At 58.3% G+C, this 24,930-nt stretch carries 24 protein-coding genes; 7 read left to right on the top strand and 17 right to left on the bottom strand.

Annotated features, from left to right (window positions below):
* Positions 1 to 25: 25 nt before the first annotated feature.
* From ACY8D3_RS05000 to rpsB, 16 genes are all read right to left on the bottom strand, one after another.
* Positions 26 to 1,423 carry an alanine/glycine:cation symporter family protein gene (locus ACY8D3_RS05000; RefSeq protein WP_462382164.1) on the bottom strand — a complete coding sequence of 466 codons (1,398 nt, stop codon included), beginning with the start codon at positions 1,421 to 1,423 and terminating at the stop codon, positions 26 to 28.
* A gap of 144 nt (positions 1,424 to 1,567) precedes the next feature.
* Entirely contained in the window at positions 1,568 to 2,215 is a 648-nt protein-coding gene (gene rnhB, locus ACY8D3_RS04995) for a ribonuclease HII (RefSeq protein ID WP_462382162.1), read from the bottom strand.
* Positions 2,215 to 3,345: a lipid-A-disaccharide synthase gene (gene lpxB / locus ACY8D3_RS04990; RefSeq protein WP_462382160.1), complete on the bottom strand. Its 1,131-nt coding sequence runs from the start codon at positions 3,343 to 3,345 to the stop codon at positions 2,215 to 2,217. Before lpxB ends, rnhB begins: the two co-directional genes overlap by 1 nt.
* A gap of 2 nt (positions 3,346 to 3,347) precedes the next feature.
* Positions 3,348 to 4,124 (bottom strand): acyl-ACP--UDP-N-acetylglucosamine O-acyltransferase, encoded by a 777-nt coding sequence (gene lpxA / locus ACY8D3_RS04985; RefSeq protein WP_462382158.1) that lies wholly within the window; start codon positions 4,122 to 4,124, stop codon positions 3,348 to 3,350.
* Complete coding sequence (fabZ, locus tag ACY8D3_RS04980; protein WP_462382156.1) at positions 4,121 to 4,561, bottom strand: 3-hydroxyacyl-ACP dehydratase FabZ; 441 nt, start codon at positions 4,559 to 4,561, stop codon at positions 4,121 to 4,123. Before fabZ ends, lpxA begins: the two co-directional genes overlap by 4 nt.
* Positions 4,562 to 4,606: 45 nt before the next feature.
* Positions 4,607 to 5,662, bottom strand: coding sequence for a UDP-3-O-(3-hydroxymyristoyl)glucosamine N-acyltransferase (lpxD, locus tag ACY8D3_RS04975; RefSeq protein WP_462382154.1), 1,056 nt, complete (start codon positions 5,660 to 5,662; stop codon positions 4,607 to 4,609).
* Position 5,663: 1 nt separating this feature from the next.
* Positions 5,664 to 6,167: an OmpH/Skp family outer membrane protein gene (locus ACY8D3_RS04970; protein WP_462382152.1), complete on the bottom strand. Its 504-nt coding sequence runs from the start codon at positions 6,165 to 6,167 to the stop codon at positions 5,664 to 5,666.
* Positions 6,168 to 6,210: 43 nt separating this feature from the next.
* Positions 6,211 to 8,568: an outer membrane protein assembly factor BamA gene (bamA, locus tag ACY8D3_RS04965; protein WP_462382150.1), complete on the bottom strand. Its 2,358-nt coding sequence runs from the start codon at positions 8,566 to 8,568 to the stop codon at positions 6,211 to 6,213.
* Positions 8,569 to 8,642: 74 nt separating this feature from the next.
* Positions 8,643 to 9,995: an RIP metalloprotease RseP gene (gene rseP, locus ACY8D3_RS04960; protein WP_462382148.1), complete on the bottom strand. Its 1,353-nt coding sequence runs from the start codon at positions 9,993 to 9,995 to the stop codon at positions 8,643 to 8,645.
* Positions 9,996 to 10,010: 15 nt separating this feature from the next.
* Positions 10,011 to 11,201 (bottom strand): 1-deoxy-D-xylulose-5-phosphate reductoisomerase, encoded by a 1,191-nt coding sequence (gene ispC / locus ACY8D3_RS04955; RefSeq protein ID WP_462382146.1) that lies wholly within the window; start codon positions 11,199 to 11,201, stop codon positions 10,011 to 10,013.
* Positions 11,198 to 12,013 (bottom strand): phosphatidate cytidylyltransferase, encoded by an 816-nt coding sequence (locus ACY8D3_RS04950; RefSeq protein ID WP_462382144.1) that lies wholly within the window; start codon positions 12,011 to 12,013, stop codon positions 11,198 to 11,200. Before ACY8D3_RS04950 ends, ispC begins: the two co-directional genes overlap by 4 nt.
* 187 nt (positions 12,014 to 12,200) lie before the next feature.
* Complete coding sequence (gene uppS / locus ACY8D3_RS04945) at positions 12,201 to 12,959, bottom strand: polyprenyl diphosphate synthase (RefSeq protein ID WP_462382142.1); 759 nt, start codon at positions 12,957 to 12,959, stop codon at positions 12,201 to 12,203.
* 18 nt (positions 12,960 to 12,977) lie between these two features.
* Complete coding sequence (gene frr, locus ACY8D3_RS04940; RefSeq protein WP_462382140.1) at positions 12,978 to 13,535, bottom strand: ribosome recycling factor; 558 nt, start codon at positions 13,533 to 13,535, stop codon at positions 12,978 to 12,980.
* A complete protein-coding gene (gene pyrH, locus ACY8D3_RS04935) occupies positions 13,532 to 14,275 on the bottom strand; it encodes a UMP kinase (protein WP_462382137.1) in 744 nt (247 codons plus the stop codon). The genes frr and pyrH overlap by 4 nt, the downstream gene beginning before the upstream one ends.
* A 150-nt stretch (positions 14,276 to 14,425) precedes the next feature.
* Entirely contained in the window at positions 14,426 to 15,295 is an 870-nt protein-coding gene (gene tsf / locus ACY8D3_RS04930; protein WP_462382135.1) for a translation elongation factor Ts, read from the bottom strand.
* Between the two features lie 134 nt (positions 15,296 to 15,429).
* Positions 15,430 to 16,170 carry a 30S ribosomal protein S2 gene (gene rpsB, locus ACY8D3_RS04925; protein WP_462382133.1) on the bottom strand — a complete coding sequence of 247 codons (741 nt, stop codon included), beginning with the start codon at positions 16,168 to 16,170 and terminating at the stop codon, positions 15,430 to 15,432.
* 281 nt (positions 16,171 to 16,451) lie between these two features.
* Between rpsB and map the strand changes: the two genes are divergently transcribed.
* The 7 genes from map (at position 16,452) to ACY8D3_RS04890 (ending at position 24,347) form a co-directional block, all read left to right on the top strand.
* Complete coding sequence (gene map, locus ACY8D3_RS04920) at positions 16,452 to 17,252, top strand: type I methionyl aminopeptidase (RefSeq protein ID WP_462382131.1); 801 nt, start codon at positions 16,452 to 16,454, stop codon at positions 17,250 to 17,252.
* Positions 17,253 to 17,277: 25 nt separating this feature from the next.
* Positions 17,278 to 19,971, top strand: coding sequence for a [protein-PII] uridylyltransferase (locus tag ACY8D3_RS04915; protein ID WP_462382130.1), 2,694 nt, complete (start codon positions 17,278 to 17,280; stop codon positions 19,969 to 19,971).
* Between the two features lie 36 nt (positions 19,972 to 20,007).
* Complete coding sequence (gene dapC, locus ACY8D3_RS04910; RefSeq protein ID WP_462382128.1) at positions 20,008 to 21,201, top strand: succinyldiaminopimelate transaminase; 1,194 nt, start codon at positions 20,008 to 20,010, stop codon at positions 21,199 to 21,201.
* Between the two features lie 69 nt (positions 21,202 to 21,270).
* A complete protein-coding gene (locus tag ACY8D3_RS04905) occupies positions 21,271 to 21,636 on the top strand; it encodes an ArsC family reductase (protein ID WP_462382126.1) in 366 nt (121 codons plus the stop codon).
* Between the two features lie 21 nt (positions 21,637 to 21,657).
* Positions 21,658 to 22,692: a 2,3,4,5-tetrahydropyridine-2,6-dicarboxylate N-succinyltransferase gene (gene dapD, locus ACY8D3_RS04900; protein ID WP_462382124.1), complete on the top strand. Its 1,035-nt coding sequence runs from the start codon at positions 21,658 to 21,660 to the stop codon at positions 22,690 to 22,692.
* Between the two features lie 45 nt (positions 22,693 to 22,737).
* On the top strand, positions 22,738 to 23,940 hold the full coding sequence (locus ACY8D3_RS04895; protein ID WP_462382122.1) for an aminotransferase class V-fold PLP-dependent enzyme: 1,203 nt from the start codon (positions 22,738 to 22,740) through the stop codon (positions 23,938 to 23,940).
* On the top strand, positions 23,937 to 24,347 hold the full coding sequence (locus ACY8D3_RS04890; protein ID WP_462382120.1) for a SufE family protein: 411 nt from the start codon (positions 23,937 to 23,939) through the stop codon (positions 24,345 to 24,347). Before ACY8D3_RS04895 ends, ACY8D3_RS04890 begins: the two co-directional genes overlap by 4 nt.
* Before the next feature lie 3 nt (positions 24,348 to 24,350).
* On the opposite strand, the gene hemG is transcribed toward ACY8D3_RS04890, so the two are convergent.
* Complete coding sequence (hemG, locus tag ACY8D3_RS04885) at positions 24,351 to 24,878, bottom strand: menaquinone-dependent protoporphyrinogen IX dehydrogenase (protein ID WP_462382118.1); 528 nt, start codon at positions 24,876 to 24,878, stop codon at positions 24,351 to 24,353.
* Positions 24,879 to 24,930: the final 52 nt, after the last annotated feature.

Below are 24,930 nucleotides of genomic sequence, written 5' to 3'. Positions count from 1 at the left end.
TGAAACAGCAGCTTGACAGGGAGGTTCAATCCCAGATGCCGGGCTCGAGTTTCTTCTGTATTTCTGGATACGCGCTGGCGTCGAAATTCGGCACTTTACCCGCGCGCCGCTGCTCACCGTAATCGCGCGCCAGTTTCACTGCCAGCTTCGAAAGCAGCACAAGTGCCGTCAGGTTGGTGATCGCCATCAATCCCATGGAAATATCAGCCAGCGTCCAGACGAATGGCAATGATGCCAGCGCACCGAACATTACAGTGGCCAGTACGGCAAGCCTGAATACGATCAGGCGGGACGAGCCAGCGGGCCTCAGGAATACCATGCAGTTCTCGGCGTAGCTGTAATTGGCAACGATTGACGTGAAGGCAAAGAAGAGCACGATGATCGCAAGGAAATATCGGCCCCAATTACCGACCTGCGCATTTAGCGCATTCTGAACCAGCATGATCCCCTCGCCTTCTTGAGGACCAGCCAAGAGAACGATTGCCGCCGAGGCCGTACAGATCAATAGCGTGTCGAAAAAGACACCGGCCATCTGCACGAAACCCTGCGACGCCGGGTGGTTCGGGTAGGGCACAGCGGAAGCAGCGACGTTTGGCGACGAGCCCATGCCCGCTTCGTTCGAAAACAGCCCACGCTTGAAGCCATTCATGATCGCCGCACCGATGCCGCCTGCCGCGGCTTCTTCCAAACCAAACGCGCTTTTAACAATCATCGCCAGAATGCCAGGGATCTGGTCAATATTGAGGATGATCAGGAAGACGGCCAGTAACAGATACGCAGCAGCCATGACGGGCACGGCAAGCTGGGAAAAGCGCGCGATCGAACGCAGCCCACCAAAGATGATTAATGAAGTAAGGCCGACCATGAGGAGACCAGTCATCCAGTTAGGGGCGCCGAACGCACCCTCCATTGCGCCACTAATGGTGTTCGCCTGGACCGCATTGAACACGAAGCCAAATGCAAGGATCAGCAAAAACGAGAACAGCACGCCCATCCAGCGCTGCCCAAGGCCGCGCTCCATGTAGTAGGCCGGCCCACCACGGTACTGCCCTTCGCCGTCACGGGTTTTGAACAGCTGGGCTAGCGTGGCCTCGACAAATCCGGTCGACATGCCCACCAGCGCAATTACCCACATCCAGAAAACCGCGCCCGGCCCACCAAGGGTCACTGCAATTGCAACACCGGCGACATTACCGGTACCGACCCGTGCCGCCAAAGTGGTACAGAGTGCCTGCACCGGTGAGATACCGGAATCATCCGACTTACCGCCACCCTTGAGGACCGTGAACATATGACCGAAACGGACGAACTGAATCAGCCGAAGACGTAGCGTAAAGAAGATCCCACACCCAACCAGAAACCACAGCAGGAATGCCCAGATAATGTTGCTGAGCATCTCAGCGAAAGCGTTTGCAGCTTCCATAGTTCTCTCCAGCCACCTGACGGCGGCGTATTGAAAGGCGCCCAGGTCGGCATGAACCGAAGGCGCCGCACGAAGGCAGGTCGAGGACCGATGTTATGAGCCGCTAGCGTGAAGACCCAAGCGGAACGGCCAAGGTTCGATGAACTAGCCGAGACAGAGGACGTCTTCGCTTGTGGCGATCGTGACGTCCAGAACTACCGCTTCCAATGCGGCCCGTACAGGCGCGAAGGAGCGCCGGTGGATAGGGGTAGGCCCGAGCCGCGAAAGCGCCTCGAGGTGAACGGGTGTGGAGTATCCCTTGTGAGACGCGAAGCCGTAGCCCGGGTAATGCACTTCCATTTCGTGCATCTCACGGTCCCGTGCCACCTTGGCCAGAATGGACGCAGCAGCAATCGCCGGTACCGTAGCGTCACCTTGAATTACCGGCGCTGAAGGCACCGACAACACCGGACAACGGTTACCGTCGATCAGCGCAAGCTTCGGAGTCACGGTAAGCCCCTCGACTGCGCGCTGCATGGCTAGCATGGTGGCGTGCAAGATGTTGAGGTCGTCGATTTCATGCACATCGGCTCGTGCGACGCACCAGGCCAGCGCCTTTTCCTGGATTTCCAACGCGAGCGCTTCCCGGCGCGCGTGTGTCAGTTTCTTCGAATCGTTCAAACCTTCGATTGGCCTGAGCGGGTCCAGAATGACGGCCGCCGTCACGACAGGCCCGCACAGCGGACCTCGACCTACCTCGTCGACGCCGGCAACCAAATCCTCGACCAATGTAAAGTCCAATCCAAGCTGCATCACACCTGCCCTACAAGTTTCAACACTGCGTCCGCAGCCTCCTCGGAAGCATTGCGTTGCAGTGAGCGATGGATCTGGTCGAATCCATCCGTTTGTTCTTTGCCCCCTGCGATCAAGGGTAAAAGCGCCTCCACCAACGCTTCCGGCGTCGCGTCATCCTGAAGCAGCTCGGGCACCAATAAGCGCTGCGCGAGAAGATTTGGTAGCGAGACGTAGGGGCTTTTCACCATCCGCCGCAAAATCCGGTAAGTCAGTGGCGCCACCTTGTACGCGACGACCATAGGGCGCTTGTAGAGCAATGCTTCCAAGGTCGCCGTTCCGGACGCGATCATTACTGCATCGCAAGCGGCGAGCGCCTCATGCGATTGACCGTCAAGCAGCGTCAAGGGCAGCGGCCGACCGTCAAGCACCTGTTCGATCTGGGCACGCCTGTTCGAATTGGCACAGGGAAGCACGAATCTGACATCAGGCTGGAGCGTGACCATCAATGCCGCCGCATCGAGAAAAAGTGGCCCGAGATGGCCGACTTCCCCACCCCGACTGCCTGGCAGCAGGGCCACGACTGGGCCGGCCCCGTCGAGCCCAAGACTATTGCGCGCGACATTTCGATCGGCGTCGAGCGGAATAGTGTCTGCCAGTGGGTGGCCTACGAACCGCACCGGTACCTGGTGCTCTTCATAGAAGCGCGCCTCGAATGGGAACAGCGTAAGCATCAGGTCACATGCGTCGCGAATCTTGAATACGCGCTTTTGCCGCCATGCCCACACGGAAGGGCTTACGTAATGAACCGTCTTGATGCCTGCACGCCGTAGCTGCAACTCCAGATCCAGATTGAAGTCTGGAGCGTCAATACCAATGAACACGTCCGGCCGGGCTTCCAAAAGGTCGTGTTTGAGTTGACGACGACGCTTGAGCAATTCAAAGAGGCGCCCGAGCACCTCAACCAGCCCCATCACGGCCAGGCGCTCCATCGGAAAATAGGAACGCATCCCTTCAGCTTCCATCCGGGGCCCGCCAACGCCTATGAACTCGACGTGGGGGTGTCGTGCCTTGATCGAACGCATTAGGCCGGCACCCAGCAAGTCGCCAGATGCCTCACCTGCTACCAAGGCTACACGCACGCTTTTCATGGTCAGCGAGTAATGCCACGCTCGGAAGCGCGCACTGAATCCCTGAACATGGCAACTTCGGGATGCGCTGCCGCGCTTTCCGCCAGTTCCGCGCATGCCTCGTCGACCGTGAGACCTTGGCGGTACACAATCTTGTAGGCGCGACGCAAGGCATGGATGACTTCCACGCTGAACCCACGACGACGCATGCCCTCGAAGTTCATGCTGCGTGCTTCTGCGGGGTTGCCGAATACAGTCACGAACGCTGGCACATCTTTGCCGATGGCGGTGCCCATGCCGGAGAAACTGTAAGCGCCAATATGGCAATACTGGTGGACCAGTGTATAACCGGAGAGTATCGCCCAGTCGCCCACATGTACATGGCCCGCCAAAGCCGTGTTGTTGACCAGGATACAGTGGTTGCCGATGACGCTGTCATGCCCTATATGCACATAGGCCATGAGAAGATTGTGATCGCCAATTGTGGTCTCGGAACGATCCTGGATGGTGCCGCGGTGGATAGTGACGCCTTCACGGATGACATTGTGAGCGCCGATCACCAGTCGTGTCGCTTCACCCTTGTACTTCAGGTCAGGCGTGTCTTCACCGACCGAGGCAAACTGGTAGATGCGATTGTGACGACCAATGACCGTTGGGCCTTTGATGATCACATGGGGCCCAATGACGGAGCCTTCACCGACTTCCACGCCAGGCCCGATGATGGACCAGGGACCGACTTCAACGTTGTCGGCCAGCCGGGCACTCGGGTCGATGATGGCACGGGAGTCGATCAAACTCATAGTCTACGTTCCGCACAGATGATTTCGCCCGAACATACAGGCTTGTCATCAACAGTCGCTTCACATTGGAACTTCCAGATACCGCGCTTGACGCTGAGGAACTGCGCATCGAGCCGTAGTTGATCGCCTGGAAGGACAGGCTGGCGAAAGCGCAGCTTGTCGGAACCGACGAAGTAATACAACGTGCCGTCCGCTGGCGTAGCCGACATCAACTTGAATCCCAACAAGCCAGCGGCTTGCGCCATCGCTTCGATAATCAACACGCCCGGCATGATCGGATGCTGAGGGAAATGCCCATTGAAGAACGGCTCGTTGATACTTACGTTCTTGTAGCCACGGATACGCTTGGCTTCAAGGTCCAGCTCCGTGACCCGGTCCACCAGCAGGAACGGGTAGCGATGCGGAAGAAGCTCACGAATCTCGTTGATATCCATCATTTTTCAGAAAGCCTGTAAACAAAAGGTTGATGCGCGGAAGACCAATCAGGCTTCTGATGAAGGATTTCCGTCCGGGGTCACGGTAGCGACGGTTTTTTCCACCTTGCGGAGGCGACGGGCCATGTCGTCGAGCTGACGGAAGCGCGCGACACTCTTGCGCCATTCACCGGAAGGCTGCAGCCCCGTACCCGATGAATAAGAACCAGGCTCGGTGATCGAACCGGTGATCATGCTCATTCCGCTGACGAACACGTTGTCGCAGATATCAAGATGACCGGCGACGCCAACCGCTCCGGCAATCATGCAATTCTTGCCAATACGCGTACTGCCGGAAATGCCGACGCAAGCCGCCATAGCCGTATTATCGCCCACCTGCACGTTGTGGCCGATCATAATCTGGTTATCAAGCTTCACGCCATTTCCGAGCACCGTATCCGCGAGCGCGCCACGGTCAACGGTAGTATTGGCACCGATTTCCACGTCATCTCCAAGGATGACACCGCCAACTTGAGCGATTTTTTTCCATTCGCCCTTGTGATTGGCAAACCCGAAGCCTTCACCGCCAATGACTGCGCCAGACTGGATAACGGCCCGCCTGCCTATCGTGACGTCGTGGTAAAGGGTAACCCGGGGCGCAAGCCAACTATTTTCACCAATGACACAACGAGCGCCAACAACAGTATGAGCGCCAATAGTGACACCGGCTGCGATACGCACACCTTGCTCGATGACAGCAAAGGGACCGATGCTGGCAGCAGGATCGATGATGGCATCAGCAGCCACAACGGCGGTTGAGTGGACACCGGCCAGTGGCCTGGGCTTGCGGTCAAAAAGATGGGACAGCTCGGCATAGGCCAGATAAGGATCGGCCACGACGATCACATTACCCTGAAAACCTCCAGCATCCTCTGCCTTGAGCATCACGGCACCAGCCCGAGATTCGGGAAGGTGCTTGCGGTATTGCGCACTTGTGACGAAGGTCAGCTGCTGAGGACCTGCCTCAAGCAAAGAGGCGATGCCGATAATCTTGCAATCGGCATCACCACGAAGCTCGGCACCCAAGCGCGACGCGAGCTCACCCAGAGTAAATTCGATAGTCATATCAACGCAGCTGGTTCATGCGCTCGATGACTTGGCGCGTGATGTCGAACTGTGGCTTCACGTCGACCACCGAACCGCGCTCGACGACCAGGTCGAAGTTGCCTTTCTTGATGACTTCTTCGACCGCTTGATCGAGCTTCGGCTTCAGCTGCTTCAGCATGTCACGGTCAGACGCGGCCTTTGCCTCGTTCAACTCCTTGGACTGGAATTGGAAATCACGCGCCTTTTGCTTGAACTCAAGTTCAAGACGCTCGCGCTCCGCTTCCTTCATTTTGTCACCGGCCTTGGCGACGGTGTCCTGGATGCGCTTTGCATCGCCCTCGAGAGCTTTCAGCTTATTCAGCTGCGGGCCGAATTTCTTCTCAGCGTCTACGGCATACTTCTTGGCCGCATCGGATTCGAGCAAGGCCATTTGATAATTGAGCACCGCGATCTTCATTTCGGCAAAAGCCGGTGTGGCAATCATGGCTGCGGTGATCAGGATGAATCGAGTCAACTTACGCACGCTGCGCTCCTGCGTAAAAACGCTGTATATGCAGTGAAAAAATTTAGAACGTCTGACCAAGCGAGAACTGGAAGATCTGGGTATCGGACCCCTCCGGTTTCTTGATTGGAGTACCAAGGCTGAAGCTCAACGGACCGAGAGCGGTAATCCAGGTCAGGCCAACACCGACAGAGCTCGCCATGTTGCTGAAGCTGATATCGCAAGTATCGCCGCGGCTCTTCTGTGCGGAATTGCAATTGGTGTCGAACACGTTGCCGACATCCCAGAATAGAGACGTTCGCAAGGTGCGCTGATCCTCAACGAAAGGCGCCGGGAACAGCAGTTCCACGCCACCCTGGATAAGCACATTACCGCCAAAAGGCAACGCATCTTGATCCGGGTCGCGGATGGTGCCGGGGTTGTTGCCCCGACTGGGCGTACTGCGTGGACCAAGCGTACTGTCCTTGAAGCCACGGACAGAGTTGAAACCACCCGCATAGTAGTGCTCATAGAACGGCAGGCGCGATGTCGAGCCGAACCCATCGCCGTACCCCAATTCGGTATGGAACCGCATGGTGTAGGTATTGGTCAGCGGCGCGAAAATCTGGCCACGATAGTCGAGCTTATAGAACGACAGGTCACTACCAGGAATGGTCGTCTCGGCAACCACACTCTGAGAATAACCACGTGTTGGAAGAACACCGCGGTTCAAGGCCGACTGTGACCAGCCAACCGATGCCTTGAAGTTGAGGTACTTGTCACCTTCCTGCCGCGTGAAATCGAAGATCTCGTCCACGGTATAGCGGCCGGTCTTGATTTCATCCTGCTGAACCGTCAAACCGTAGTTCAGACGCGACGTCTCGCTAATGGGATAGCCAAAGTTGACCCCAGCACCCAGGCTATCGACCGAGTAGCTCGACACGTCGACGTCCAGCTTGTCGTAGTCCGTTGTGCGGTAGAACGCGTTGTAGCCAAGACTCACCCCATCTTCGGTCCAGTAGGGGTCGGTATAGCCGAAGTTATACCGCGTCTGATATTCGCTACGCGTCAGGCCAATAGTTACGCGGTTACCGGTACCCAGGAAGTTGTTCTGGCTAATGGAGCCGCCGAGAATGAGACCCGCGCTCTGCGCGAAGCCAACGCTGGCCGTAATGGAACCTGACGGCTGCTCTTCGACGGTATAGTTCACGTCGACTTGGTCGTCCGTTCCCGGCACGGCCGGCGTCTCGACGTTGACTTCCTTGAAGAACCCCAGGCGCTCAAGACGAACCTTGGACTGATCGATCAGATAGGTTGATGCCCAACCACCTTCCATCTGGCGCATCTCACGACGCAACACTTCGTCTTCGGTCTTGGTGTTGCCGCGGAAATTGATGCGATTGACGTAGGCGCGCTTGCCGGGGTTCACGGCAAACATGATGGAGACGGTCTTGTCTTCCTCATGCACCTGCGGAACGGCGTTCACGTTGGCGAAGGTGTAGCCCTCGTTACCCAGGCGACGGGTGATCAGGTCTGACGTTGTCGTAAGTACCTTTCGAGAAAAAACCTGACCCGGCTTTACGAGCATTAGAGCCCGCACATCGTCCTCTGGAACGCGAAGATCGCCTGATAGGTTCACGTCGCGAATACGGTACTTGTCACCCTCCTCGACGTTGACCGTAATGTAGACGTGTTTTTTGTCTGGCGTGATGGATACCTGGGTCGAGGCGATATCCATGTTGATGTAGCCGCGATCGAGGTAGTAAGAGCGCAGACGCTCAAGGTCGCCGGACAGCTTTTCACGTGCGTATTTGTCATCGTTACGGAAAAACGATAGCCAGTTCGTCGTTTTCAGCTCGAACAGGTTCGTCAGCTCTTTCTGGGTGAAGACCGAGTTACCGACGACATTGATGTGCTGAATGGCAGCGACCGTACCCTCGTTGATCTTGATCTTCAGGCCGACACGATTACGCGGCTGCGTATCGACTTCGGTCTCGATGGTCGCCGAATAACGCCCCTGCGCGACGTATTGCCGCTGCAGCTCGTTACGAACGCCCTCAAGCGTTGCCTGCTGGAAAATTTCTCCCTCAGCAAGGCCTGACTGCCGCAACCCATTCATGAGGTCGTCGGTCGAGATAGCCTTGTTGCCTTCGATCTCGATGCTCGCAATGGATGGCCGCTCGACGACGTCGATGACCAGGACGTTCCCGTCACGGCCCAGCTGGATGTCCTGGAAAAAGCCGGTCTTGAACAACGAACGTGTCGCTTCGACAAGGCGGATGTCGTCAGCCGCGTCGCCAACGTTCAATGGCAACGCACCAAACACGCTGCCTGCAGACACACGTTGGAGGCCGTTGACGCGGATATCGGAGATAGTGAAGGACTCGGCGTGAACTTCAGCGGTCATGAGTGCAAGGAGCACAGCAGGTAGCAGGCGTTTCATGAAGTCCTATTTGTTTCAACTGGCTAATAAAGAAACTGCCGCATACGCGGCAGGTCTCATGATTCGATACGGTGTCATAATCGACCTAGATCGTTGACCAGGGCGAGCAACATCACCCCAACGACCAGACTGACACCAATCTGCATGCCCCACGCCTGCACCCGCTCTGACAAAGGACGCCCACGCGCCCACTCGACCAGATAGAACAGCAGGTGCCCGCCATCCAGGACAGGTATAGGCAGAAGGTTGAGAACCCCCAGGCTTATGCTCAGGTAGGCAAGGAAGTTCAGAAAGTCTCCCACGCCGGACTGGGCCGAAGCGCCCGCCACTTTAGCAATGGTTATCGGCCCACTCAAGTTTTTTACCGAGAGCTCACCGAACAGCATTTTGCGTAGTGAATCCAGCGTCAGGACGCTCATCGTCCACGTACGACGGGCACCTTCGGCAACCGCCTCGAGCGGACCATAGCTCACTTCGCGCAGCATTTCGGCGGGCCATTCGACACCGGATACACCTGCACCGAGATAGCCCGTACGTATACCTGACCCCTCTCGAGCACCCAGGAGAATCGAACGCTCGTATAAGGCACCGTCGCGTTCAAACATCACGGTGACGGGCTGTCCCGGCCGGGCTTTGATAAGGTCCACAGCCTTCTGCCAATCGTCTACGTCTACGCCGTCTAGCGCGACTAGAAGGTCACCCTTCTCGAGGTCGCCCTTTGCGGCGGGACCACTTGGGTCCAGTTCTGAAAGGATCGGCTTGATCGCTGGGCGCCAGGGCGTAATGCCAAGCGCACCAATAGGATCCGGCTCTTCGGCGCCTTTCAACCAGGCGTCAAGCGTTATCGTATGGGTGCGCTGCGCAGCCGAGCCTGGCTCCGAGACCGTTACATTCAGCGGACCCGTTTCACCAAGACGGGCGACCAGTTTCAGATTGACTCCGCCCCAACCGTGGACTGGATCTCCGTCAACAGCAACGATCTCCTGCCCAGCCTGCAGCCCGGACTGGGCAGCGAGACTATCAGGGGCAAGCGAACCAATGACGGGCCTGACCTGCTGGCTTCCCATCATCGCCAACACCCAGAAGAAAAGCAGCGCGAGCAGGAAGTTCGCGGCCGGCCCCGCGGCGACGATAGCGATACGCTGGCGCACGGTCTTGCGATTGAAGGCATTCTCGGCAAGGGCAGGCGGTACATCGCCCTCACGCTCGTCCAGCATTTTCACGTAACCGCCCAATGGAATCGCGGCGACGACAAACTCCGTCCCTTGCCGATCATGCCAGCGAACGAGCGGTTTGCCGAAACCAACCGAAAAACGCAGGACTTTCACGCCACAACGGCGGGCTACCCAAAAATGACCATACTCATGGATGGTCACCAGTACGCCCAGCGCAATCAGCGTGCCGACGACCATGTACAACGCACCCATTTTCTTCCTCCGAAATCAATGGCCGTTGGTGGCCAGCCATGACAGCGCCATGCGACGCGCGCGCGCGTCGGCTGCCAAGACTGCATCGAGGGTATCCACGGACTCAACCGCAACCCGATCCAGGACGTGGCCGATGATACTCGCGATTTCTGTGAAGCGGATGCGCCGTTCGAGGAATGCGCTCACGGCTATTTCATTGGCCGCATTGAGCATTGCAGGCGCACTTCTCCCCTCCTTCGCAGCTTCGATAGCCAACCTCAAACAGGGGAACCGATCCAGATCGGGGGCCTGAAAATCCAGACGCGCCACCGTAAACAGGTCGAGCGGCGATACGCCCGATTCGATACGCTCCGGCCAGGCCATCGCATGGCTTATCGGGGTACGCATGTCAGGGTTACCCAGCTGAGCCAGCACCGACCCGTCAACGTAATCCACCATTGAATGGATGACACTTTGCGGATGAATGAGCACCTCGACCTGATCGGGACGCGCATCGAATAGCCAGCACGCTTCGATGAACTCCAAGCCCTTGTTCATCATGGTCGCCGAATCCACCGAAATCTTGCGTCCCATGGACCAGTTGGGGTGAGCGCAAGCCTGCTCGGGTGTAACGTCGCGCAGCGTCTCGATTGGCGAGCTCCTAAAGGGCCCACCCGAGGCGGTCAAGAGTATCCGGCGTATCCCACAGCGGCTCAGTCCGTCACCATAGTGCCCGGGAAGGCACTGGAATATGGCATTGTGCTCGCTATCAATGGGAAGAAGCTCCGCGCCGTGCTCTCGTACCGCACGCATGAAGAGCGCACCGGACATGACCAACGCTTCCTTGTTGGCGAGCATGACCCGCTTACCTGCACGCACCGCAGCGAGAGTCGGCTCAAGCCCCGCCGCGCCTACGATCGCTGCCATGACAGCATCGACATCAGGATGGGCTGCGATTTCGCAAAGCCCCTCATTACCCGACAATACCTCCGTAGCAAGACCGCCGTCGCGAAGACGGGCCGACAACGCGTGCGCCTGGCCTGCATCTGCCACCACGGCATACTTGGGCCGATGAACCAAGCACTGCTGCTCGAGTTCCGCCATACGGCTGTAACCCGACAAAGCGAAGGCTTCGTAGCGGTCAGGATGACGACCGATGACGTCCAGCGTGCTAACGCCGATGGAGCCCGTCGCACCAAGTACGGCAATCCGACGTTTTTGCGTCACAGCGCACCCCACCCCGAAACCCACAGAAGCATTGCATAGACCGGAACGGCGGCTGTCAGGCTATCGATGCGATCCATGACACCTCCGTGGCCAGGCAAAAGATTGCTACTGTCCTTCACGCCTGCTTGGCGCTTGAACATGCTTTCGGTGAGATCACCCACCACTGAAATCGCAACCACCAGCGCTGCCCCAAGAAGCGCCAACGTGGTCTGGCCAGCCGTCCAGTCTCGTGTGATGGCGACCACCAGCGTAATCACCAAGCTGACAAGCATGCCGCCCATGAAGCCTTCCCAGCTCTTGCCGGGACTGACCCGCGGCGCCAGCTTGCGCTTACCAAACGCTCGGCCGAAGAAATAAGCACCGATATCAGCGGCCCACACCAGAACCATTACGCCAATGATCAGCCAGGTTGATTCCGGCCACTGTTTGAGCATGACCAATCCTTGCCAGGCGGGAAGAAGGATTAGTAAACCGATGACCGCCCGGGTGATTCGCCCTGACCAGTATTGGGCGCTGTCCGGAAAGCTCAACACGAGCAGCGTGGACGCACCCCACCACAACACGCCTACCACCAGAAGCACCGGTGCCAGCAATGGCGCTCCGTACAGCACTAGAAGCAGCAGCGCGACCAGTGCCGCATACCCGATGCGTGAGGACGCCGCTATCCAACCCGCGAGACGCGCCCATTCCCAGGCACCGAGCACGACGACCACGCCCACGAACAACGCAAACGCGCCGCCCTGTAGCCAAAAGAACCCTGCTAGCGCAACAGGAAGTAGAACCAGTGCCGTCAGCACACGTTGTTTAAGCATGGAGCCTCGCCTTGACACCGCACGCCGCTCGGATATCGGCGCACTCATGAATGACTGAAGGCGCACATAGCAGCTTCCGGTGCTTGCGCCCTCACGAAGGATGACTTATAGACAGCCTAGCGCGCAGGCGTGCCACCGGACAGCTCGATACTGAGAAGGCATAGCGACAGGCCTGACCGCCAAAGGGTCAGGCATTGGCATCCGCTGCGACCTGTTCGCTCGTCCTTCCGAAACGCCGCTGCCGCATCGAATAGTCCGCAAGCGCTGCGCGCATGGCATCGTGCTTGAAGTCAGGCCAGTGAAGATCGGAAAAATAAAGCTCCGCGTACGCCAACTGCCAGAGAAGGAAGTTACTGATGCGTCGCTCGCCCCCCGTACGGATACATAAATCCGGAGGCGGGCTTTCCGTGGTCGCCAGGCAGCTTTCAAGCATTGCTGGCGTGATCTCATCAGGCTGAAGGTGCCCCAACTGAACTTGGCGAGCCAGCCGCTGCGCAGCTTGGGTGATATCCCATTGGCCGCCATAATTCGCGGCGATCTGCAACGTGAACTTGCGGCACCCCGCGGTTTGAGACTCGGCTTCCTTCATGGCCGCCTGCAATTCAGGGTGGAAGCGAGAGCGATCACCGATGATTCGCAAACGAATGTCGTTGTCATCGAGTCGACGCGCTTCCCGGCGTAGCGCCGAAAGGAACAGCTCCATGAGCGCACCGACCTCATCTGCCGGGCGCTGCCAATTCTCGCTGGAGAAGGCGAACAGCGTCAGCACCTCGACGCCCGCCTCGGCACATACCTCAATAACAGCGCGAACGGCATCTACACCCGCCTTATGCCCGGCAACACCGGGTAACAGGCGCTTGCGAGCCCACCGATTGTTCCCATCCATGATGATCGCCACGTGCCGGGGCACGGAAGCGGGACGGGCAGCTTTCGCAAACTTCTCCATGGCACTGCTCCGATGGGCCTATACGGCCATCAGGTCGGTTTCCTTAGCCTCGAGGGATTTGTCCACATCAGCGACGAACTTGTCGGTGATCTTCTGGACTTCATCAGCAGCACGACGTTCTTCGTCTTCGCTGATCTCCTTCTCCTTGACCAAGTCCTTGAGCTGCGCCAGCGCATCACGGCGAATATTTCGGATCGCAACCTTCGCGTTTTCAGCTTCCTGACGCGCCTGCTTGGTGTAACCCTTGCGGGTTTCTTCGGTCAGCGCGGGCATTGGGACGCGGATCGTGGTGCCAGCTGTAGCCGGATTCAAGCCCAGGTCCGACGTCATGATCGCTTTCTCGACCGCCTGGATCATGCTCTTGTCGAACACAGTCAGCGCCAGAGTACGCGCGTCTTCTGCCACAACGTTCGCGACCTGACGAAGGGGTGTATCGGATCCGTAGTAGGACACCGAAATTCCGTCAAGAATACTTGGATGCGCACGACCCGTACGGATCTTCGCGAAGGCATGGTCAAGCGACTCTACGCTCTTCTTCATGCGGTCCTGTGCGTCTTTCTTGATTTCGTTGATCATGCAACTGTCTCCTCGATCAGGGTTCCTTCGGCGCCGCCAACCACGACATTCAGCAACGCGCCCGGCTTGTTCATGTTGAAGACCCGCAGAGGCATACGGTGGTCGCGACACAGGCAAATCGCCGTCAGGTCCATCACACCCAACTTGCGGTCCAAGACTTCGTCGTACGTAAGCCGTTCGAATTTTTCGGCATTTGGATCTTTGAACGGATCGGCAGTGTACACGCCGTCTACCTTAGTGGCTTTGAGAACCACATCCGCATCGATTTCGATAGCGCGAAGACAGGCCGCGGAGTCCGTCGTGAAGAAGGGGTTACCGGTGCCGGCGGAGAAGATCACGACCTCACCCGTCTTGAGATGGCGCATGGCCTTGCGGCGATCATAGTGATCTGTAACGCCAACCATGGAAATCGCAGACATCACGAGCGCCGGAATGTTGGAGCGCTCGAGCGCGTCGCGCATCGCCAGCGCATTCATCACCGTCGCAAGCATGCCCATGTGATCCCCGGTTACCCGGTCCATGCCTGCAGCGCTGAGCGCCGCGCCACGGAAGAGGTTACCACCACCGATGACCAGACCCACCTGCACACCGATTCCCACCAACTGGCCTACTTCGAGCGCCATCCTGTCCAGGACTTTGGGATCGATGCCGAAGTCCTCGGACCCCATCAGCGCTTCGCCGCTAAGCTTGAGCAGAATGCGTTTATAGCGAGGTTGACGACCACTCACCTGCTGAGCCATTACTTTTCTCCCTGCGGCGTAGATGTTTGACAGGCGTATGAACCGCCTGGAATTGCAGAATGGCGATCGGATAACGAACCGCCTAGCCCGTTCGAAAAAGAGGCCGCACGCGTGAGCGGGCAGCCTCTTATACGATCGGTAACGACTGCCTTATTGCTTGGTCGCAGCGACCTGAGCAGCAACTTCGGCGGCGAAATCGACTTCAGCCTTCTCGATGCCTTCGCCGACTTCGTAGCGAACGAAAGCGACCACTTCGGCACCGGCTTTCTTGGCAAGTTCACCAACCTTGACTTCCGGATCCTTGACGAACGGCTGCTCGACCAGGCTCGCTTCGGCCAGGAACTTGTTGATACGGCCCTTGACCATGTTCTCAACGATGTTTTCCGGCTTGCCAGCAATCTTGTCAGCATTCAGCGCCAGGAAGATTTCCTTCTCCTTGGCGACAGCCTCCTCGGAAACCTGTGAGGGATCCAGGAATTGAGGATTGCTTGCAGCGATGTGCATCGCGATATCCTTGGCCAGCTCAGGCGTACCGCCGTTGAGGGTCACAACGACACCGATACGGTGACCGTGCAGATAGGCACCCACCACGTCGCCTTCGGCACGAGCCAGACGACGGATGTTGACGTTCTCGCCGGTCTTGGCAACCAGAGCCAGACGCGCTTCTTCTTGCGACTCTACCAGCGGAGCGGCGTCAGTCAGCTTCTCGTTGAAGGCCTTGTCCAAAGCGTTGGCAACGAAGCCCTTGAAGTCATCTTGCAAAGCAAGGAAGTCGGTCTGGGAGTTGACTTCGATGATGACGGCAGCTTTGTTGTCGTCAGCCACTTTGACGGCGATGGCGCCTTCAGCGGCAATATTGCCCGACTTCTTGGCGGCTTTGATGGCGCCCGCGGCACGCATGTCGTCGATCGCTTTTTCGATATCGCCGCCAGCGGCAGTCAGCGCCTTCTTGCAATCCATCATGCCGAGGCCGGTACGCTCGCGCAGTTCTTTAACCAGGGCTGCAGTGATCTCTGCCATGCTCTTGATCCTCTCGAAATCGGTTATTCGACCAGTAACCCGGCCAAGGCCAGGCATTTCAAATTCGGTGAGTGGCAAAAAGGGGGCCTAGCCCCCTTCTTGCGCACCGGGTAACGCTAAGAAGCGCCGGAAGATCAGCCTTCGGCTGCTTCGGAAGTGGCTTCTTCGACGAACTCGTCAGCGCCGCCAGCGGCGTTCTGACGACCACGCAGGACAGCGTCGGCTACCGCAGCAAGGTACAGTTGGACAGCGCGGATGGCGTCATCGTTGCCCGGGATGACGTAGTCAACGCCTTCTGGGCTGCTGTTGGTGTCGACAATACCGATGACCGGGATACCGAGCTTGTTGGCTTCGGTGATCGCGATACGCTCGTGATCAACGTCGATGACGAACAGCGCGTCTGGCAGGCCGCCCATATCCTTGATACCACCCAAGCTGCGATCCAGCTTTTCGAGATCGCGGGTACGCATCAGGGCTTCTTTCTTGGTCAGCTTGGTGAAAGTGCCGTCTTCAGCCTGGGTTTCGAGCTCACGCAGGCGCTTGATGGACGCACGGATCGTCTTGTAGTTGGTGAGCATACCGCCCAACCAGCGATGATCAACGTACGGCATGCCGCAGCGGGATGCTTCTTCACGGACCAGACGACCAGCGGAGCGCTTGGTGCCGACGAACATGATCTTGTTCTTGCCAGCAGCCAGCTTTTCAACGAACGACAGAGCATCGTTGAACAGCGGAAGGGTCTTTTCCAGGTTAATGATGTGAATCTTGTTGCGCGAACCAAAGATGTACTTGCCCATCTTCGGATTCCAGTAACGGGTCTGGTGGCCGAAGTGCACACCGGCCTTCAGCATGTCGCGCATGTTGACTTGGGACATTTCAATTCCTCGATAAGTCGGGTTAGGCCTCCACGCATCCCGACCGCCAACCCCTTAGGGCACCCAGGCAGCCGTGTCGACACGTGTGCGGATTAAATGCCTTCCCAAAAGTGCCCGAACGATCACCCTGGAAAAGCGGCGCGTTTTATACCACACAACTCTCGGCGAGGCTACCTGCTCATCGCACCCACGCAGCGGCAGGGGCCGTAACGACTTATGGCGGCAGCGCGCTGCTGCTAACATAGGCCGCTTTCTCTATTTGTCCGTGCACCGGAGTTTTCATGACCGTCACCATCAAGACGCCCGAAGATATCGAAAAAATGCGCATCGCCGGCCGCTTGGCCGCCGAAGTGCTGGAAATGATTGCGGAGCACGTCAAACCGGGGGTCACAACGGAAGAACTGGACCGCATCTGCCACGACCACATCGTGAACGTCCAGGGCGCCATACCTGCCCCCCTCAATTATGGTGGCGCACCGGGGCGCATGCCTTTTCCAAAGTCGATCTGCACGTCGCTCAACCATGTGGTCTGCCATGGCATCCCGAACGACAAGCCACTCAAGGATGGCGACGTGATGAACATCGACATCACTGTCATCAAGGATGGTTACTACGGTGACACCAGCCGCATGTTCATGATTGGTAATGTGCCGGAGTGGGCCGATCGGCTTTCGCGTATCACTCAGGAATGCATGTACCTGGGTATCGAGCAGGTCCGCCCAGGGGCGCGCCTGGGGGATATCGGCGCAGTCATCCAGAAGCATGCTGAAAAACAGGGATTCTCGGTTGTTCGCGAATATTGCGGCCATGGTATCGGCAAAGTGTTCCACGAAGAGCCGCAGGTGCTTCATTACGGCCGTGCCGGAACAGGACTGGAACTCAAGGAAGGCATGACCTTCACAATTGAGCCGATGATCAACCAAGGGCGTCCGGAAACACGCCTGCTGGGGGATGGCTGGACCGCGATCACGAAAGACAGGAAGCTATCGGCCCAATGGGAACACACCATTCTGGTCACGGCAGATGGTTACGAAATTCTTACACTTCGTAGCGACGACACCATCGCACACACTTCGGCCTGACCCACCTACCAAATAGGTCCGCACCATGCCCCAGGTAGATCCTGAGCTTTTCGACCGTGGTCAGTTCCAGGCCGAGCTTGCCCTGAAGTCCAGTCCGATCGCTGCTTTCAAGAAGGCGATCCGCCGCGCAGGCGAGGTACTGGATCAACGCTTCCTCAAAGGGCGCGACATACGGCGGCTGATCGAAGACCGTGCATGGTTTGTGGACCAGATCCTCATGGAGGCGTGGAAGCGCTTCGAATGGTCGGGCAAGGGGCCCATAGCACTGCTTGCAGTCGGTGGTTATGGGCGCGGCGAGCTGCACCCCTACTCCGACATCGACCTCTTGATTCTGCTTGGCTCGGATGAACATGAATCCTACCGAGAGTCGATTGAAGGTTTTCTCACCCTGTTGTGGGACATCGGCCTGGAAGTCGGACAGAGCGTTCGCTCCATTGAAGAGTGCGAAAGTGAAGCCCGCGCGGACCTGACGGTTGTCACCAATCTCATGGAATGCCGGACGCTTTCCGGGCCCGATACACTTCGGCAGCAGATGCTGGAGGTAACGAGTGTCTACCACATGTGGCCAAGCCGCACGTTTTACGTTGCCAAGCGCGACGAACAGCTGAAGCGGCATGCCAAGTACAACGACACCGAATACAACCTTGAGCCGAATGTGAAGGGCTCGCCCGGTGGCTTGCGCGACATCCAGACCATTCTTTGGATTGCGCGTCGGCATTTCGGCACGCTTAACCTTCACGCACTCGTTAGCGAAGGCTTCCTGATCGAAAGCGAGCACGCACTACTTGTGTCGGCTCAGGACTTTCTCTGGCGTGTCCGCTATGCGCTGCATATGTTGGCAGGCCGCGCCGAAGACCGGTTGCTCTTCAATCACCAGCGCCAGGTGGCGGAGCTACTTGGATACCAAGAAGACGACCCCAAACGCTCCATCGAACGGTTCATGCAGAAGTACTACCGCGTGGTGATGAGCGTCACGGAGCTGAACGAACTGATCAACCAGCATCTGGAAGATGTGATCCTGCATGCCGGCGAAGAGAGGGACGTGCAGCCTATCAATAGCCGATTCCAGCTGAGAGACGGCTATATCGAGGCGATCCATGACAACGTGTTCAAGCGAACGCCTTTCGCGATCATGGAAGTCTTTGTCCTTATGGCTCAGTCGCCCGAGATCAAGGGCGTCCGCGCCGACACCATCCGACTGCTGCGCGACCACCGGCACCTGATCGACGATGAGTTCCGGCAGGATATTCGCAACACCAGCCTGTTCATCGAACTGTTCAAGTCATCTCAAGGTATCCACCGCAACCTTCGCCGGATGAACCGCTACGGCATCCTGGGTCGGTACCTTCCCGAATTCGGGCACATCATTGGGCAGATGCAACATGACCTGTACCATATCTATACGGTCGATGCGCACACGCTCAATCTGCTCAAACACCTGCGCAAGTTGCGCCGGCCCGAGCTTGCCGAGAAATTCCCGCTGGCCAGCGAGCTGATTGACCAATTGCCCAAACCGGAACTGGTCTACCTGGCCGGCCTCTACCATGACATTGGCAAGGGGCGCGGAGGCGACCATTCGGAGATCGGCGCAATTGACGCCGAAGCGTTTTGTGCGCGGCACCAGCTGCCGCCCTGGGATAGCAAACTGATCGTATGGTTGGTTCGCAATCATCTGATCATGTCGACGACGGCACAGCGCAAGGATCTTTCCGACCCACAGGTCATCACGGACTTTGCGCACGAAGTTGGCGACCAGACGCACCTCGACTACCTGTACGTGCTTACGGTTGCCGACATCAACGCCACCAACCCGACACTCTGGAACTCCTGGCGCGCCAGCCTGCTCCGTCAGCTTTACGCCAGTACAAAGCGCGCGTTGAGCCGCGGGCTCGAAAACCCGCTCCATCGTGAAGAGCAGATTCGCCAGACACAGGCATCTGCGCTGGAACTTTTGACGCGTGAAATCAACCCGGATCAGGCGGAACAGCTGTGGGCGCAGCTGGGTGACGACTACTTTCTGCGCCATACCCCAGGTGACGTTGCATGGCACACCGAGGCCATCCTGAAGCATCCGTCCGACGGCGACCCACTCGTACTCATTCGCGAGACGACTCAACGCAATTTTGAAGGCGCGAGCCAGATCTTCATCTACGCGCCAGACCAGCACGACTTCTTCGCCGTGACGGTGGCTGCCATGAGCCAGTTGAACCTGAGCATCCATGACGCCCGAATCCTGACCTCGACCAGTCAGTTCACCCTCGATACGTATATCGTGCTGGACGCCGACGGCGGTTCGCTGGAGGCCACGCCCGGCCGTATCGAGCAGGTTCGTCAGGGGCTGATCGAAGCGCTGCGTAACCCGGATGAATACCCGACCATCATCCAGCGCCGTGTCCCACGCCAACTGAAGCACTTCGCCTTTCCACCGCAAGTGACATTGCATAACGACCCCCAGCGTCACGTCAGCGTCCTCGAGGTCATCGCCCCCGACCGTCCGGGCCTGCTGGCGAAGATCGGCCGTATCTTCCTGGAGTTCGACATATCCCTCCAGAACGCGAAGATCGCCACGCTTGGCGAACGCGTCGAAGACGTCTTCTTCATCACCGATGCGAACAACCAGCCGCTTTCCGACCCGCAATTGTGTGCGCGCCTCCAGGAAGCAATCGTCAAATTGCTTTCAGCCGCAAATACCGAGATGCCGCTACAGATTTCCATTTGAACGACAGGCGATGCCCTGACGTCCCGAGAGCCCCACATGAATGACGCACTAAATCTCTTGCAGCCCTACCCGTTCGAAAAGCTGCGCGCATTGCTCGCCAACGCTAGACCAGTCGATCTGCCCCATATCGCACTGTCGATCGGTGAGCCCAAGCACCGCTCGCCCGATTTCGTCGCCAAAGCACTGAGTGACAACCTCGGCAAGCTGTCGGTATATCCCACCACGGCGGGCATCCCGGAGCTACGGGAATCCATCGCGCGCTGGTGCGCCCGACGCTTTTCCGTGCCGAGCGACTGGCTGGACCCGGCGCGTCACGTGCTGCCCGTCAACGGAACCCGCGAAGCCCTGTTCGCGTTTACCCAGGCGGTCGCCAAGCGCAACGTGGACGGCCTCGTACTGAGTCCAAACCCGTTCTATCAAATCTATGAGGGCGCAGCGCTGCTTGCCGGCGTGAAACCCCATTACCTGCCCTGCCTGGACGCGCACGGCCTCAACCCCGACTTCGACGCTGTTCCGGCGGAGGTCTGGAAGCGCTGCCAGATCCTGTTCCTGTGTTCCCCCGGCAACCCGACTGGGGCCTTGATCCCCCTCGATACGCTAAAGAAGCTGATCTCGCTGGCCGATGAGCATGATTTCGTCATCGCGGCAGACGAATGCTACAGCGAGCTGTATTTCGACGAAGAGAATCCGCCACCCGGCTTGCTTACCGCTTGTGCCGAACTGGGTCGCGCCGACTTCAAACGGTGCATCGTATTCCACAGCCTTTCGAAGCGTTCCAACCTGCCCGGCCTTCGGTCCGGCTTCGTCGCAGGCGATGCAGACATTCTCAAAGGATTCCTGCTTTACCGGACCTATCACGGCTGCGCGATGCCGGTACAGACGCAACTGGCCAGCATCGCTGCGTGGGACGACGAAGCGCATGTGGCGGCGAACCGTGCCCTGTATCGAGAAAAGTTCGACGCCGTACTCAACATCCTGCAGCCCGCAATGGACGTAAAGCGTCCCGACGGCAGCTTCTATCTGTGGCCCCGCACCCCCATCGACGATGCCGAGTTCGCCCGTCAGCTGTTTGAGCGCCAGCACGTGACCGTGGTGCCAGGCTCGTACTTGTCTCGAGAAGTGGATGGAATGAACCCAGGTGCAAACCGGGTACGCATCGCCCTGGTCGCTCCGCTTGAGCAATGCGTGACCGGTGCAGAACGAATCAGGACGTTCCTGGAAAGCCTGTAGCCCCGCCGGCATGGGTGAACGTGGCATAATCTGCCCTTCCCCCTATCGGCACGTTTTCCTGGAGGCTCGATGCCTGACTCCACACCTACCCTAACGCTCTATGGCATCAAGGCATGCGACACCATGAAAAAAGCCCGCACCTGGCTGGATGATCATGGCAAGGCCTATCATTTCCACGATTACAAAAGCGTGGGTCTGGGCCGCGAAAGCCTGGAGCAGTGGTGTGGCGAACACGGTTGGGAAAAGATTCTCAACCGTGCAGGTACGACCTTCCGCAAACTGGACGACGATACCAAGCGTGACCTGGATCAGGCCAAGGCCATCGAACTCATGCTTGCCCAGCCGTCCATGATCAAACGTCCCGTTCTGGACCTGGGCAACCGTACGCTGGTGGGCTTCAAACCCGAACACTACGCCGCCGAACTCGGCGAGTGACGTAAAGACCAAGGAATTCTCATGAGTAATACTCTTTTCAGCCTGGCCTTCGGGGTCGGCACTCAAAACCGTCAGGGCCAGTGGCTGGAAGTTTTCTACGCACTCCCCTTGCGCTCGCCTTCGACGCAGCTGGTCGACGCGGTGGCCCCGTTGCTGGGCTACGACGGTGGCAATCAGGCCATTACCATCAACACTCAAAAAGCCAGTGAACTCGCCCACGCGCTGAAGTCGATCGACGCCAGCCAATCGGCCCTACTGACCCGCCTGGCCGAAAGCCATCGTCCTTTGGTAGCCACACTGCTGGCCAATGACGAGGCACTCACCTCGACCCCTGAGGCCTACCTCAAGCTCCACCTGTTGTCGCATCGCCTGGTCAAGCCGCATGGTCAGAACCTCGCTGGCATCTTCCCGCTGCTGCCGAACGTTGCATGGACGAATGAAGGCGCGGTTGACCTCGCCGAACTCGCTCAGCGACAGCTCGAAGCCCGCCTGAAAGGCCATCTTCTGGAAGTCTTCTCGGTCGACAAATTCCCCAAAATGACCGACTACGTTGTACCGGCAGGCGTACGTATCGCTGATAGCGCACGCATTCGCCTGGGCGCCTATATCGGCGAGGGTACAACCGTGATGCATGAAGGCTTCGTGAACTTCAATGCCGGCACCGAGGGGCCTGGCATGATCGAAGGCCGCGTCTCGGCTGGGGTATTCGTTGGCAAGGGTTCCGATCTGGGTGGGGGCTGCTCGACCATGGGCACACTGTCCGGCGGCGGCAACATCGTCATCAGCGTGGGCGAAGGCTGCCTCATCGGCGCCAACGCGGGTATTGGTATCCCCCTGGGGGACCGCAATATCGTCGAAGCGGGCCTTTACATCACAGCGGGCACGAAAGTGACGCTGCTCGACGACCAGAACAACGTCGTGAAGGTCGTAAAGGCGCGCGATCTGGCTGGTCAGGCGGATCTCCTGTTCCGTCGCAACTCGCAAAATGGCGCTGTCGAATGCAAGACGAACAAGACCGCTATCGAACTCAACGAAGCGCTGCACGCGCATAACTGAGTTGACCCAGGGCGGCGATCCAATCGCCGCCCTCAGGTAAAGCCCATGCTGCGTTCCCCCTGGCGTCCAGACTTCCCCGCGCTTTCCGTACTGGAAGCGTCCAATCAGACCTACCTCGACAGCGCAGCCACCGCGCAAAAGCCGCAATTGGTCATCGATTCGCTGCTCGGCTATTACCGCGGTGGCACGGCCAACGTTCACCGTGCGCAGCACGCGCTGGCCGACAGGGTTACCCGTGCGTTCGAGGCCACCCGGGAGAAGGTCGCTGATTGGCTCAACGCCGAGACGACCCGCCAGGTCATCTTCACGCGTAACGCCACCGAAGCCTTCAACCTACTGGCCTACGGACTTGAGGAAACCTTCCAGGAAGGCGACGAAGTCATCATCAGCGCGCTGGAACATCACGCAAACCTTTTGCCGTGGCAGCAGTTGGCTGCTCGACGCAAGCTCTGCCTCAAAGTATTGCCCCTGACTGACTCCGGGCATGTCGATCTGGAGCAGGCAAGCGCACTCTTTTCCGAGCGCACGCGCCTGCTTGCGATCAGCCAGTTGTCCAACGTTCTAGGTACCTGGCAACCGATCGGCCCGCTAGCCGCCATGGCGCGTGCACGGGGTGCGACGGTGGTCATCGATGGTGCACAAGGCGCCGTACATACGCGCCCTGACGTCCAGGCCATGGATTGCGACTTCTATGTCTTTACCGGCCACAAGCTATACGCGCCCGAGGGCTCAGGCGTCCTGTACGGTCGCGCCCGCGCCCTGGAGCAAGTTCGGCATTGGCAATTCGGGGGAGAGATGGTCTCCCGTGCCGAATACCACACCGCGACGTTCAATCCGGCTCCGTTGGGCTTTGAAGCAGGCACGCCCGCAATTGCATCCGTGCTCGGCCTCGGGGCTGCGATCGATTACCTGCACAGGCAGGATCTGCAACAAGTCCATGGGCATGAAACACGCCTGCTCCAGGAACTGACAATGGGGCTCGGCCAGCGAACCGGCGTGGACATCCTGGGTACGCCTGAGGCCGCATTAGCGTGCTTCACCGTAGAAGGCATCCACGCGGCGGACCTCGCCCATGTACTAGGCGAGCAAGGCATTGCCATCCGGGCAGGCAGCCACTGTGCAACACCGCTCTACCAAAGCCTCGGCAAGAGCGGTGCGATACGTGTCTCCCTTGCACTTTATAACGACTCCACTGATCTGCAGCGCTTCTTCGGTGCTCTGGACAATGCTCTGGAGGTGCTTCGATGAGCCTACCTGCCAAAGCCGAACAGGCCTTGCAGGCCTTCGCGGCAGTATCCAGCTGGGAAAACCGAACTCGTCTGCTGATGGCATGGGGAGACCAGGAACTGGAAACGCTGCCGGAAGATCAGCGAGACGACGCGCACCGCGTCGATGGATGCGACAGCGCGGTCTGGTTGGAAACGCGGATTGAAGACGAACAGCTTTTTGTTCGAGCCGCAAGCGATGCGCGCCTGATTCGGGGGCTACTTGCCGTATTGGTTGCTCGTGTCGAAGGGGCCAACCGACATACGATTGCCGCCATCGACATCGCCGACTGGTTCGAGCAGCTTGGTCTGGCGCGCCAGCTATCGCCGTCTCGTGCCAGCGGCATGAATGCCGTATGGGAGCGTATAAAGACTGCAGCCCTGAGTTGAAGCTCAGAGGCTGGCAATGCGCCGACCGAATGCTTCGACCTTGTTCCAATCGGTGAAATCGACAACATCGTTGCGTCCGGTTGGGCCCTTTGTCATCCACATGATGAAGCGGATCATCATCTTGTCCAACGGACCGTACTTCGGATAGTTGATCTTGCCAGCGAAGACCTCCAGCGCCTGTGGCTTCCAAGGGATCGTCGGCAGAAATTTCGCCAAGTAGGGGTTTGTCTCGGGGGTGCTCTTTTCCGGCTTTCGCGCAACGGCATTAACGGAGAAAAAGGCATTGGGCACTGCAGCCAACGCTTTGTGATGCTTTTCAATGAAGGCAAACAGCGGCTTGGAGTGATGACCGTAGCGAATGCTGGCGCCGACCACGATCTTGTCGAACTGCGCCAGGTCCACGTTGGCCTCGTCATCGATGGACATTACCATCGCACCATGCCCGCACTCTTCGAGCACAGCTTTCAAACGCTGGCAAATCGTTGCGGTATGACCGTCGGTGGTGGAGTACAGGATCAGGATCGCAGCCATCTTCACTCATCTCTTACAAAGGTGGCACATAGTGCCTGAGTCGAAAGACGGC

The sequence above is a fragment of the Pseudomonas sp. Marseille-QA0892 genome (genome assembly GCF_054950135.1).
This window is presented reverse-complemented; position numbering and strand designations above follow the sequence as displayed.

Excerpts from the sequence above, each read along its gene's own strand:
- ACY8D3_RS05000 (WP_462382164.1), bottom strand. The coding sequence starts at position 1,423 with ATGGAAGCTGCAAACGCTTTCGCTGAGATGCTCAGCAACATTATCTGG.
- rnhB (WP_462382162.1), bottom strand. The coding sequence starts at position 2,215 with ATGCAGCTTGGATTGGACTTTACATTGGTCGAGGATTTGGTTGCCGGC.
- lpxB (WP_462382160.1), bottom strand. The coding sequence starts at position 3,345 with ATGAAAAGCGTGCGTGTAGCCTTGGTAGCAGGTGAGGCATCTGGCGAC.
- lpxA (WP_462382158.1), bottom strand. The coding sequence starts at position 4,124 with ATGAGTTTGATCGACTCCCGTGCCATCATCGACCCGAGTGCCCGGCTG.
- fabZ (WP_462382156.1), bottom strand. The coding sequence starts at position 4,561 with ATGATGGATATCAACGAGATTCGTGAGCTTCTTCCGCATCGCTACCCG.
- lpxD (WP_462382154.1), bottom strand. The coding sequence starts at position 5,662 with ATGACTATCGAATTTACTCTGGGTGAGCTCGCGTCGCGCTTGGGTGCC.
- bamA (WP_462382150.1), bottom strand. The coding sequence starts at position 8,568 with ATGAAACGCCTGCTACCTGCTGTGCTCCTTGCACTCATGACCGCTGAA.
- rseP (WP_462382148.1), bottom strand. The coding sequence starts at position 9,995 with ATGGGTGCGTTGTACATGGTCGTCGGCACGCTGATTGCGCTGGGCGTA.
- ACY8D3_RS04950 (WP_462382144.1), bottom strand. The coding sequence starts at position 12,013 with ATGCTTAAACAACGTGTGCTGACGGCACTGGTTCTACTTCCTGTTGCG.
- uppS (WP_462382142.1), bottom strand. The coding sequence starts at position 12,959 with ATGGAGAAGTTTGCGAAAGCTGCCCGTCCCGCTTCCGTGCCCCGGCAC.
- frr (WP_462382140.1), bottom strand. The coding sequence starts at position 13,535 with ATGATCAACGAAATCAAGAAAGACGCACAGGACCGCATGAAGAAGAGC.
- pyrH (WP_462382137.1), bottom strand. The coding sequence starts at position 14,275 with ATGGCTCAGCAGGTGAGTGGTCGTCAACCTCGCTATAAACGCATTCTG.
- tsf (WP_462382135.1), bottom strand. The coding sequence starts at position 15,295 with ATGGCAGAGATCACTGCAGCCCTGGTTAAAGAACTGCGCGAGCGTACC.
- rpsB (WP_462382133.1), bottom strand. The coding sequence starts at position 16,170 with ATGTCCCAAGTCAACATGCGCGACATGCTGAAGGCCGGTGTGCACTTC.
- map (WP_462382131.1), top strand. The coding sequence starts at position 16,452 with ATGACCGTCACCATCAAGACGCCCGAAGATATCGAAAAAATGCGCATC.
- ACY8D3_RS04915 (WP_462382130.1), top strand. The coding sequence starts at position 17,278 with ATGCCCCAGGTAGATCCTGAGCTTTTCGACCGTGGTCAGTTCCAGGCC.
- dapC (WP_462382128.1), top strand. The coding sequence starts at position 20,008 with ATGAATGACGCACTAAATCTCTTGCAGCCCTACCCGTTCGAAAAGCTG.
- ACY8D3_RS04905 (WP_462382126.1), top strand. The coding sequence starts at position 21,271 with ATGCCTGACTCCACACCTACCCTAACGCTCTATGGCATCAAGGCATGC.
- dapD (WP_462382124.1), top strand. The coding sequence starts at position 21,658 with ATGAGTAATACTCTTTTCAGCCTGGCCTTCGGGGTCGGCACTCAAAAC.
- ACY8D3_RS04895 (WP_462382122.1), top strand. The coding sequence starts at position 22,738 with ATGCTGCGTTCCCCCTGGCGTCCAGACTTCCCCGCGCTTTCCGTACTG.
- ACY8D3_RS04890 (WP_462382120.1), top strand. The coding sequence starts at position 23,937 with ATGAGCCTACCTGCCAAAGCCGAACAGGCCTTGCAGGCCTTCGCGGCA.
- hemG (WP_462382118.1), bottom strand. The coding sequence starts at position 24,878 with ATGGCTGCGATCCTGATCCTGTACTCCACCACCGACGGTCATACCGCA.